At 74.7% G+C, this 10,120-nt stretch carries 12 protein-coding genes; 10 read left to right on the top strand and 2 right to left on the bottom strand.

What is annotated here, in order from left to right; genetic code table 11:
• Together TEK04_RS17530 and TEK04_RS17525 are read right to left on the bottom strand one after the other, a co-directional pair.
• Window positions 1-93 (bottom strand): transposase (locus tag TEK04_RS17530; RefSeq protein WP_432277353.1); only part of this gene is annotated, 93 nt, incomplete at its 3' end.
• 195 nt (window positions 94-288) lie between these two features.
• Window positions 289-783, bottom strand: coding sequence for an inorganic diphosphatase (locus TEK04_RS17525; RefSeq protein ID WP_336405641.1), 495 nt, complete (start codon window positions 781-783; stop codon window positions 289-291).
• 93 nt (window positions 784-876) lie between these two features.
• Between TEK04_RS17525 and dacB the strand changes: the two genes are divergently transcribed.
• The 10 genes from dacB to TEK04_RS17475 all read left to right on the top strand — a co-directional run bounded on the left by dacB (window position 877) and on the right by TEK04_RS17475 (window position 10,118).
• The gene (dacB, locus tag TEK04_RS17520; protein ID WP_336405640.1) at window positions 877-2,292 is read left to right on the top strand and encodes a D-alanyl-D-alanine carboxypeptidase/D-alanyl-D-alanine endopeptidase; all 1,416 of its coding nucleotides are present in this window, start codon (window positions 877-879) and stop codon (window positions 2,290-2,292) included.
• A gap of 181 nt (window positions 2,293-2,473) precedes the next feature.
• Entirely contained in the window at window positions 2,474-3,547 is a 1,074-nt protein-coding gene (locus TEK04_RS17515) for a zinc-dependent metalloprotease (RefSeq protein WP_336405639.1), read from the top strand.
• Window positions 3,548-3,550: 3 nt separating this feature from the next.
• On the top strand, window positions 3,551-4,534 hold the full coding sequence (gene tilS, locus TEK04_RS17510; RefSeq protein WP_336405638.1) for a tRNA lysidine(34) synthetase TilS: 984 nt from the start codon (window positions 3,551-3,553) through the stop codon (window positions 4,532-4,534).
• The gene (gene hpt / locus TEK04_RS17505) at window positions 4,531-5,109 is read left to right on the top strand and encodes a hypoxanthine phosphoribosyltransferase (protein ID WP_336405637.1); all 579 of its coding nucleotides are present in this window, start codon (window positions 4,531-4,533) and stop codon (window positions 5,107-5,109) included. The genes tilS and hpt overlap by 4 nt, the downstream gene beginning before the upstream one ends.
• Window positions 5,110-5,306: 197 nt before the next feature.
• Window positions 5,307-7,319: an ATP-dependent zinc metalloprotease FtsH gene (gene ftsH / locus TEK04_RS17500; RefSeq protein ID WP_336405636.1), complete on the top strand. Its 2,013-nt coding sequence runs from the start codon at window positions 5,307-5,309 to the stop codon at window positions 7,317-7,319.
• Window positions 7,316-7,930 carry a GTP cyclohydrolase I FolE gene (folE, locus tag TEK04_RS17495; RefSeq protein ID WP_432277351.1) on the top strand — a complete coding sequence of 205 codons (615 nt, stop codon included), beginning with the start codon at window positions 7,316-7,318 and terminating at the stop codon, window positions 7,928-7,930. Before ftsH ends, folE begins: the two co-directional genes overlap by 4 nt.
• Entirely contained in the window at window positions 7,927-8,769 is an 843-nt protein-coding gene (gene folP, locus TEK04_RS17490; protein WP_336405635.1) for a dihydropteroate synthase, read from the top strand. Before folE ends, folP begins: the two co-directional genes overlap by 4 nt.
• Window positions 8,762-9,124 carry a dihydroneopterin aldolase gene (folB, locus tag TEK04_RS17485; protein ID WP_336405634.1) on the top strand — a complete coding sequence of 121 codons (363 nt, stop codon included), beginning with the start codon at window positions 8,762-8,764 and terminating at the stop codon, window positions 9,122-9,124. Before folP ends, folB begins: the two co-directional genes overlap by 8 nt.
• Window positions 9,121-9,624: a 2-amino-4-hydroxy-6-hydroxymethyldihydropteridine diphosphokinase gene (gene folK / locus TEK04_RS17480; protein WP_336405633.1), complete on the top strand. Its 504-nt coding sequence runs from the start codon at window positions 9,121-9,123 to the stop codon at window positions 9,622-9,624. Before folB ends, folK begins: the two co-directional genes overlap by 4 nt.
• Window positions 9,621-10,118: a DUF3180 domain-containing protein gene (locus TEK04_RS17475; protein ID WP_336405632.1), complete on the top strand. Its 498-nt coding sequence runs from the start codon at window positions 9,621-9,623 to the stop codon at window positions 10,116-10,118. The genes folK and TEK04_RS17475 overlap by 4 nt, the downstream gene beginning before the upstream one ends.
• Window positions 10,119-10,120: the final 2 nt, after the last annotated feature.

Genomic DNA, 10,120 nt, shown 5'->3' with positions numbered 1-10,120 from the left:
GGGGTCATGGGCCGGCAGCAACGAAGCCACCAACGCCCACTCGGCGTCGGTCAGCGACGAGGAGTAAGCCGGCTTGCAGGTACACACGCACATGCCACCGGCACCATCACTACCGCAGGACCTGACCGGTGGCGCCACGCCGAGCCCATCACAACACCAGTCGCGCCCTCACTGAACGCGCTGGATCAATTACCCGACACTCTCTGAGACGGCCGGGCTCGGTACGCAGAGGGGCGCCGCACCCGTCAGGTGCGGCGCCCCTCGGTCGTCCGGGTGCGGTAGGTGCGGTCAGTGGTGGTCCGAGGCCTGCTTGGCGCGCTCGAAGGAGGCGTTGATCTCGGCCTCGGCCTCGGCCAGGCCGACCCAGTTGGCGCCCTCGACGCTCTTGCCGGGCTCGAGGTCCTTGTAGGTCTCGAAGAAGTGCTGGATCTCCAGCCGGTCGAACTCGGACACGTCGGTGATGTCCTTGAGGTGGGCCATGCGCGGGTCGGTGGCCGGCACGGTCAGCACCTTGTCGTCACCGCCGGCCTCGTCGGTCATGCGGAACATGCCGATGGCCCGGCAGGTGATGAGGCACCCGGGGAACGTCGGCTCCTCCAAGAGGACGAGCGCGTCCAGCGGGTCACCGTCCTGACCCAGGGTCGCCTCGATGTACCCGTAGTCCGCCGGGTACCGCGTCGAGGTGAACAACATCCGGTCCAGCCGGATGCGTCCAGTGGCGTGGTCCAGCTCGTACTTGTTCCGCTGGCCCTTGGGGATCTCTACCGTCACGTCGAACTGCACCGACGTAGTGTGGCCCACGCCCGGCGCCCGTGGTGTGCCGAGGGTCCGGCATCTGCCTCGGGAGGGGTCATCGGCACCGCCCCGACCGTCACCGTGCGCCCGCGCCGCCGGTGGCCCGGGCGCCTGTGGCAGCTGCTCGTGGCCCTGTGCGTGGTGGCCGCGCTCGGCGCCGGCGCCGTCCTGCTGGCCACGCGGGACGACGCGACCGACGACGCCCCCGACGACGCCGTGGCCGCGGTGCCCGAGGACGCCGTCGCCGTCCCCGACGCCGTGCTGCCCGAGCTGGCCGCCCCCGACCCGGTGCTGGCCGCGCTGGCCGGCAGCGCACCCATCCCCGACGCGGCGACCCTGCAGGCCCGGTTGGCCCCGCTGCTGACCGTGCCGGCGCTGGGCAGCGGGCTGTCGGCCGAGGTCGTCGACGTCGCCACCGGCGCCGTCCTGCTCGACACCGACGCCGCCGACCCGGGCACCCCCGCCTCGACCACCAAGCTGCTGACCGGGCTGGCCGCGCTCACCGTGCTCGGCCCCGGCGCGACGATCCCGACCACCGTCGTCGCCGGCACCGACCCCGGCCAGGTGGTCCTCGTGGGTGGCGGGGACCCCACCCTGTCGACCACCTCGCCGTCGCAGAGCTACCCCGGTGCCCCCACCGTCGCCGACCTCGCCGCCCAGGTGCAGGCCGCCCTCGCCGGCACGCCCGTGACCTCCGTCGTCGTGGACGGCGCGCTGTTCACCGGCCCGCTGACCGCCCCCGGCTGGGGCAGCGGTGACGCGCCCTCCACCTACGCCGCCCCGGTGACGGCCGCCGCGGTCGACGGCGCCCGCGTGGCCCCGGGGCTCAGCCAGCGCAGCGGACAGCCCGGCACCGACGCCGGCCGGGCACTGGCGACCGCGCTGGGCGCGCCGGGTGCGCCGGTCTCCCTCGGGACGGCGCCCGCCGGGGCCCGCGTGCTGGGCACGGTGCAGTCCGCCCCGGTCGAGCGGCTGGTCGAGCAGGCCCTCACGGCGTCGGACAACCTGCTCGCCGAGGTGCTCGCCCGGCACGTCGCGCTGGCCACCGGCCAGGAGGCCAGCTTCGCCGGTGCGGCCGCCGCGGTCACCGCCGCGGTGACCGCCGCCGGGTTCACCACGACCGGGCTCAGCCTCTCCGACGGCAGCGGCCTGTCCACCGCCGACCGGATCCCCGCGCGGTTGCTGGTCGACGTCCTGGAGGCCGCCGCGGACGACTCGCTGCCGGTCGCCGGCGCCCTGCTGTCGGGGTTGCCCGTCGCGGGGTACACCGGCACGCTGGCCGACCGCGGCGACGCCGACCCCGCGACCGCGCCCGGGGCCGTGCGGGCCAAGACCGGCACGCTCTCGACCACCAGCGCGCTGGCCGGCCTCGTCGTCACCGTCGACGGCCGGCTGCTGGCCTTCGCCCTGCTCGCCGACGGGACGCCGGGTGACGTCGCCGCCGCCGAGGCCGCCCTCGACGCCGTCGCCGAGTCGATGGCCTCCTGCGGCTGCTGACGATTCCTGCTCGGTCGTGAGGAGCGGGGCCCGGAGGGTCCCGCGACCGAACGACGGACGCGCTCGTCGCAGCAGGGGACGGCGCCTGGCCGCGGTGCGATCCGGAGGATCGCGATGGACGCCGGGCCCCACTCCTCACGACCGTGCACGGTGGTGCAGCCCCGCGGTTACCTTCGTCCCCATGGCTAGCTCGTTGGTGGACTGGGACCTCGCCGGACGCACCGCCCGCCGGCTGTCCCGCCCGGGGCCGGCCACCACCCGCGCCGACGCGGCCGCCGTCGTCCGCGAGCTGCAGGAGTGCGCGGCCACCGCGGTCGCCCACGTGGAGGGCCTCACCGGCCTCGCGCCCGCCGCGGGCGCCCCCACCCCCGTCACCGCCGTGGTGGACCGGCCGGGTTGGGTCGAGGCCAACACCGCCGGCATGGCCGCCCTCCTGGACCCGCTCACCGACGCCCTGCAGGAGAGGTCCGCCAGCGCGCCCGGCGCGCTGGCCCGGGCGGTCGGCGGCCGGGTGACCGGGGTCCAGGCCGGCGCGGTGCTGTCGTTCGTGTCCACCAAGGTGCTCGGCCAGTACGAGGTGTTCGGCAGCGGTGGCCGCTTGCTGCTGGTGGCCCCCAACATCGTGGAGGCCGAGCAGAAGCTGGGCGTCGACCCGCACGACTTCCGGCTGTGGGTGTGCCTGCACGAGGTCACCCACCAGCTGCAGTTCACCGCGTTCCCGTGGCTGCACACCTACCTGGAGAAGCAGGTCCAGGAGTTCGTGCGGGCCAGCGACCTCGACCCGGCCGTGCTGCGCGAGCGGCTGCGCGACGTCGTGCGCAGCCTCTCCGACGCCGTCCGCGGCGCACCGGTCGAGGGGAACGCCCCCGGCGGGCTGATGGCCCTCGTCGCCGACCCCGCCCAGCAGGCCGTGCTCGACCGGGTCACCGCGGTGATGAGCCTGGTCGAGGGGCACGCCGAGTTCGTCATGGACGGCGTCGGCCCCGACGTCGTGCCCAGCGTGCGCACCCTGCGCCGGCGGTTCGGCCAGCGACGCAAGGGCGTCGGCCCGGTGGACCGCGTGCTGCGCCGCCTGCTGGGGCTGGAGCAGAAGATGCAGCAGTACGCCGACGGCCGGCACTTCGTCGCCGGGGTCGTCGACCGGGTCGGCATGGCGGGGTTCAACACCGTCTGGACGTCCCCGGGCACCCTCCCGCGCAAGGAGGAGCTCACCGACCCCCAGCGGTGGGTCGACCGGGTCCTCACCCCCTACTGAGCCGTGGGACCCGACCCGGCGGTCGCCGCCGTCCGCGCCGCCGTCCGCCCCGGGCTGGGCGCCGGACCGGTCCTGGTGGCCTGCTCCGGGGGAGCCGACTCCCTCGCGCTGGCCGCCGCCGTCGCCTTCGAGGCGCCCCGGGCCGGGGTGCCCGCCGGTGCGGTCACCGTCGACCACGGCCTGCAGGCCGGGTCGGCCGACCGGGCCGCGGCGACGGCGGGGCTGCTGCGCGCGCTGGGGCTGGACCCGGTGCTCGTGCGCCGCGTCGAGGTCGGGACGGCGGGCGGCCCCGAGGCGGCGGCCCGCGACGCCCGGTACGCGGCCCTCGACGAGGTCGCCGCCGCGCACGGCGCCCGCATCGCGCTGGCGCACACCCGCGACGACCAGGCCGAGACGGTGCTGCTGGGGCTGGGCCGGGGGAGCGGGCCCCGCTCGCTGGCGGGCATGGCCCCGGTGCGCGGCCACCTCTGGCGCCCGCTGCTGGACCTGCCGCGGACGACGACCCGGGCGGCCTGCGCGGCGCAGGACCTGCCGGTCTGGGACGACCCGCACAACACCGACCCGGCCTACACCCGCGTGCGGGTGCGCACCGAGGTGCTGCCCCTGCTGGCGGACGTGCTCGGCGGCGGGGTGGACGCGGCGCTGGCCCGCACCGCGGCCATGCTGCGCGAGGACACCGAGGCCCTCGACGCCCTCGCCGCCGCGGTGCCCGACCCGGCCGACTGCGCGGCGACGGCCGAGCTCCCGGCCGCGCTGCGCCGGCGGGTGCTGCGGCGGTGGCTGCTCGACCACGGCGTCCCCGACCTGGCCGCGGTGCACCTGCAGGCCGTGGACGCCCTGGTGGTGCGGTGGCGCGGGCAGGGCCGGGTCGACCTCCCCGGCGGTGCCGGCGTCGTCCGGGCGTCTGGCAGGCTTGCGCTGCAAGGCCACCGCACACCTCCCGGCGCCCTCCCCGGCGCCCCCCTCAGCGAGGAGCCCCACCCGTGAGCGACACACCCAGCGGCCCCCTGGGACCCGACCACGGCTACGGCCCCGACATCGACCACGTGCTGCTGTCCGAGGCCCAGATCGCCGACAAGATCCGCGAGCTGGCCGACCGCATCGCCGTCGACTACGCGGGCCGGGAGGTGCTGCTCGTCGGCGTCCTCAAGGGCGCGGTGCTGTTCATGAGCGACTTCGCCCGGGCGCTCCAGCTCCCCACCCAGATGGAGTTCATGGCGGTGTCCTCCTACGGGTCGGCCACCAGCTCCTCGGGCATCGTCCGCATCCTGAAGGACCTCGACCGCGACATCACCGGCAAGCACGTGCTGGTGCTCGAGGACATCATCGACTCCGGGCTCACGCTGTCCTGGCTGCTGAAGAACCTGGGCTCGCGCGGGCCGGCCTCGCTCGAGGTGTGCACGCTGCTGCGCAAGCCCGACGCGGTGAAGGTCGACGTCCCGGTGGAGTACGTCGGGTTCGACATCCCCAACGAGTTCGTCGTCGGGTACGGCCTGGACTACGCCGAGCGCTACCGCGACCTGCCCTACATCGCCACCCTCAAGCCCGAGGTCTACCAGTAGCAGCAGGCCGGTTCCTGCAGCTCACCAATGCAGGGGGCGTCCAGTCGTCGAGCGGCGGACGCACAGGTGCTGCGGTGTACCGTCGATCCGACGACGTCGCCCCTCGCGACGCAGGAGACCTCGGGTCGCACGGCGTCCCCGGACGAGCAGGAGGGTCGACGGGCACCGGCGGGTCACCCCGCCCGCCCGGCTTCGGTATGGAACGCAAGAAGATCTTCCGGTCCGTCTGGTTCTGGGTCGTCCTCGTGGTGCTGGTCGTCGCGGTCGGCGTGCAGTCCTTCAGCGGGGGCAGCGAGTACAAGGAGGTCCCCACCTCCACGGCACTGGCCCAGTTCGCCGCCGACAACGTCGACCGGGTCACCATCAACGACCGCGAGCAGACCCTCGACATCGACCTGCGCAGCGCGGTCGACGGCGAGCGCAAGATCACGGCGTTCTACCCGACCGGTGCCGACACCGCGATCTACGACCTGGTCAGCGGCGCCGACGCGAGCGCCGACGGCAGCAGCGACAGCGCGGTCGACTTCGACACCAACGTCACCCAGGACAACGTCCTGACGTCGATCCTGATCAGCTTCCTGCCCTTCCTCATCATCCTGGGCCTGCTGTTCTGGCTGTTCAGCTCGATGCAGGGCGGCGGCCGCGGCGTCATGGCCTTCGGGAAGTCGAAGGCCAAGGCGGTCAGCAAGGACACCCCGAAGACCACCTTCTCCGACGTCGCCGGGGCCGACGAGGCCATCGAGGAACTGCACGAGATCAAGGACTTCCTGCAGAACCCGGTCAAGTACCAGGCCATCGGCGCCAAGATCCCCAAGGGCGTGCTGCTGTTCGGCCCGCCCGGCACCGGCAAGACCCTGCTGGCCCGCGCCGTCGCCGGTGAGGCCGGCGTGCCGTTCTACTCGATCTCCGGCTCGGACTTCGTCGAGATGTTCGTCGGCGTCGGTGCCAGCCGGGTGCGCGACCTGTTCGAGCAGGCGAAGACCAACGCGCCCGCGATCATCTTCATCGACGAGATCGACGCCGTCGGCCGGCACCGCGGCGCCGGCATGGGCGGCGGGCACGACGAGCGCGAGCAGACCCTCAACCAGATGCTGGTCGAGATGGACGGCTTCGACGTCAAGGGCGGGGTGATCATGATCGCCGCCACCAACCGGCCCGACATCCTCGACCCCGCGTTGCTGCGCCCGGGCCGGTTCGACCGGCAGATCGCCGTCGACCGCCCCGACCTGCAGGGCCGCGTCGCCGTCCTCAAGGTGCACGCCACCGGCAAGCCGCTGGCCGACGACGTCGACCTGGCGACCTTGGCCCGCCGCACCCCCGGCTTCACCGGCGCGGACCTGGCCAACGTGCTCAACGAGGCCGCGCTGCTCACCGCGCGCCACGGCGGCACCGTCATCACCGACTCCTCGCTGGAGGAGGCGATCGACCGCGTCCTCGCCGGCCCCGAGCGCAAGACCCGGGCGATGAGCGAGAAGGAGAAGAAGGTCACCGCCTACCACGAGGGCGGGCACGCCCTGGTGGCGCACGCGCTGCCCAACCTGGACCCGGTGCACAAGGTGACGATCCTGCCGCGCGGGCGGTCGCTGGGGCACACGCTCGTGCTGCCGACCGAGGACAAGTACACCCAGACCCGCTCGGAGATGATCGACACCCTGGCCTACGCCCTGGGTGGTCGTGCGGCCGAGGAGCTGGTCTTCCACGAGCCCACCACGGGCGCGGGCAACGACATCGAGAAGGCCACGAGCATGGCCAAGGCGATGGTCACCGAGTACGGCATGAGCGCCAAACTCGGCGCGGTGAAGTACGGCAGCTCCGACGCCGAGCCGTTCATGGGCCGGGACATGGGCTCGCGGCCGGGCTACTCCGAGGCGGTGGCCGCCGACATCGACGGCGAGGTGCGTGCGCTCATCGAGGCCGCGCACGACGAGGCCTGGGAGATCCTGGTGGAGCACCGCGACGTGCTCGACCAGCTGGTGCTCGAGCTCATCGAGAAGGAGACGTTGTCCAAGGAGGACATGGCGCGCATCTGCGCCGGCGTCGTCAAGCGGCCCTCGCTGTCTCCCTACAACGGTTTCGGCAAGCGCACGCCCAGCGACCAGCCGCCGGTGCTGACCCCGGCCGAGCGCGCCCGGGGTGGCGCGCTGCCGGCCGGTGTCGACCTGGAGAAGCCGCTCCCGGTGGGCGACGCCGGCGCCCCGCAGCCCCGGTGATCGACCACACCGTGGACCCGCGGCCGGTGCCGCACGACGAGGACGGCGTGGACCACGCACGTGCCGAGGCGGCGGTCAGGGAACTGCTCATCGCGGTGGGGGAGGACCCCGACCGTCCCGGTCTGCGCGAGACGCCGGCCCGGGTGGCGCGGGCCTACGCCGAGACCTTCGCCGGGCTCCGGCAGGACCCGTCGACGATCCTGTCGACCACGTTCGACGAGGACCACGACGAGCTGGTGCTGGTGCGCGACATCGCCATGTACTCCACCTGCGAGCACCACCTCGTGCCCTTCCACGGGGTCGCGCACATCGGCTACATCCCGGGTGCCGACGGCCGGGTGACCGGGCTGAGCAAGCTGGCCCGACTCGTCGAGGTGTACGCCCGGCGCCCGCAGGTGCAGGAGCGCATGACCACCCAGATCGCCGACGCGATGGTCGCCTCGCTGCACCCGCGCGGGGTCATCGTCGTGGTGGAGGCCGAGCACCTGTGCATGGCGATGCGCGGTGTGCGCAAGGCCGGCGCCCGGACGACGACCTCGGCCGTGCGCGGCATCTTCAAGATGAACGCGACCACCCGAGCCGAGGCGCTGAGCCTGGTCCTGGGCCGGTGACCAGCACCGGGCGCTGTCTGGTGATGGGCGTCCTCAACGTGACGCCCGACTCGTTCTCCGACGGCGGCTGCTACGCCGACACCGCCTCGGCCGTCGCCCACGGCCTGGCCATGCACGCCGCCGGGGCCGACTGGGTCGACGTCGGCGGGGAGTCCACCCGTCCCGGCGCCGACCGGGTCGCGGCCGCCGAGGAGGGGGCCCGCGTGCTGCCGGTCATCGCCGAGCTGGCCGCGGCCGGGGTGGCTGTCTCGATCGACACCACCCGGGCCGAGGTGGCGGCCGCCGCGCTGGACGCCGGGGCCACGCTCGTGAACGACGTCAGCGGTGGTCTGGCCGACGCCGGCATGGCGCCGCTGGTGGCCGACCGGGGGGTGCCGTGGGTGCTCATGCACTGGCGCGGCCACAGCCGCGAGATGTACGCCGCGGCCCGCTACGGGGACGTGGTCACCGAGGTGTGCGCCGAGCTGACCGCCCGGGTGGAGGACGTCGTCGCCTCCGGTGTGGACCCCGCGCAGCTCGTGCTGGACCCGGGCCTGGGCTTCGCGAAGAACGCCGAGCACAACTGGGCGCTGCTGGCCGGGCTCGACCGGCTGGTGGCCCTCGGGCTGCCGCTGCTGGTGGGCGCCTCCCGCAAGACCTTCCTGGGTCGCCTGCTGGCCGGCCCGGACGGCGACCCGCGCCCCGCCGTCGAGCGCGACGCAGCCACCCTGGCCACCACGGTGCTGGCCGCCGAGGCCGGCGCCTGGGGCGTGCGGGTGCACGACGCCGCGGCGTCGGTGGACGCCGTCGCTACCGTGGCCGCCGTGCAGGCCGCCCGTGCCAGGAGGACCCGTGACTGACCGGATCGCCGTCCGCGGCATCACCGCGCACGCCCACCACGGCGTGTACGCGTTCGAGCGCGAGCAGGGCCAGACGTTCCGCGTCGACGCGGTCCTCGATGTCGACACCGCCCCCGCCGCAGCCACCGACGACCTGGCGCTGACGGTGAACTACGCCGAGCTCGCCCAGGGCCTGCACGCGGTGCTCACCGGCGAGCCGGTCGACCTGCTCGAGACCCTCGCCCAGCGGCTGGCCGACACCTGCCTGGCCGACCCGCTCGTGCAGGCCGTGCAGATCACCGTGCACAAGCCCGAGGCCGACCTCGGCGTCCCGTTCGACGACGTCACGGTGCAGATCACGCGGAGCCGGGGGTGACCCGGGCGGTCCTGTCGCTGGGCGGCAACCTGGGGGACCGGGCCGGCACCCTGCGCACGGCGCTGCGGGCGCTGACCTCCGAGGGCCTGGTGGCCCGCTCGGTGCTCTACGAGACCCCACCCTGGGGCCCGGTCGAGCAGCCGACCTTCCTCAACGCGGTCGCCGTCGTGCGCGGCGACCGCGACGCGGCCGGCTGGCTGGCCCTGGCGCACGAGCTCGAGGACGCCGCCGGCCGCACCCGCGAGGTGCGGTGGGGTGCCCGCACGCTCGACGTCGACGTGGTCACCGTGACCGCCGACGACGGCACCCCCGTGCGGTGCGACGACGCCGACCTCACGCTGCCCCACCCGCACGCCCACGAGCGGGCCTTCGTCCTGGTGCCCTGGCTCGCACTCGACCCCGCCGCCGAGCTGCCCGGCCACGGGCCGGTGCGCGACCTGCTCGCCGCGCTGCCCGCCGAGGACGTCGAGGGTGTGCGCAGGTGGGAGCAGCTGGCGTGAGGCCGGTGCCCCGCCGCGACCTCGCCGTGCTGGCCCTCGGGCTCGGCGTGGCCGGCTGGCTGCTCGTGCGAACGCTGTACGGGAGCCTGCCGGTCTTCCACTGGTGGCAACCGCTGCCCCTGCTGCTGCTGGCCGCGGCCGAGGCGCTGGGCGCCCGGTCGCTTCGGGCCCGGCTCGGCGCCGACCGCGAGCGGCGCCGCGCGGCCCGCTCCGGGGAGGCGGCCGTGCTGGTCCCCGGGCAGCGGGCCGACGAACCGGTCGAGCCGATGCTGGTGGCCCGGTTGGCGGTGCTGGCCCAGGCCTCGGCGTGGGCCGGGGCCGGGTTCGCCGGGCTGTGGGGCGGGGCCCTGGTCTTCACCGCCACCCAGGTCGGCCGGCTGGCCGCGGCCCCCGGGGACGCCGTCGCGGCAGCGCTGGGCGTGGCCTGCTCCCTGGCCCTCGTGGCGGCCGCCCTCCTCCTGGAGAGCGCCTGCCGCACCCCCGAGGACGGCTAGGT

This window comes from Klenkia sesuvii, from assembly GCF_037083825.1.
Lineage (GTDB): Bacteria > Actinomycetota > Actinomycetes > Mycobacteriales > Geodermatophilaceae > Klenkia > Klenkia sesuvii.
The sequence above is the reverse complement of the archived record's forward strand: the minus strand, read 5'-3'. Positions and strand labels throughout refer to the sequence as shown.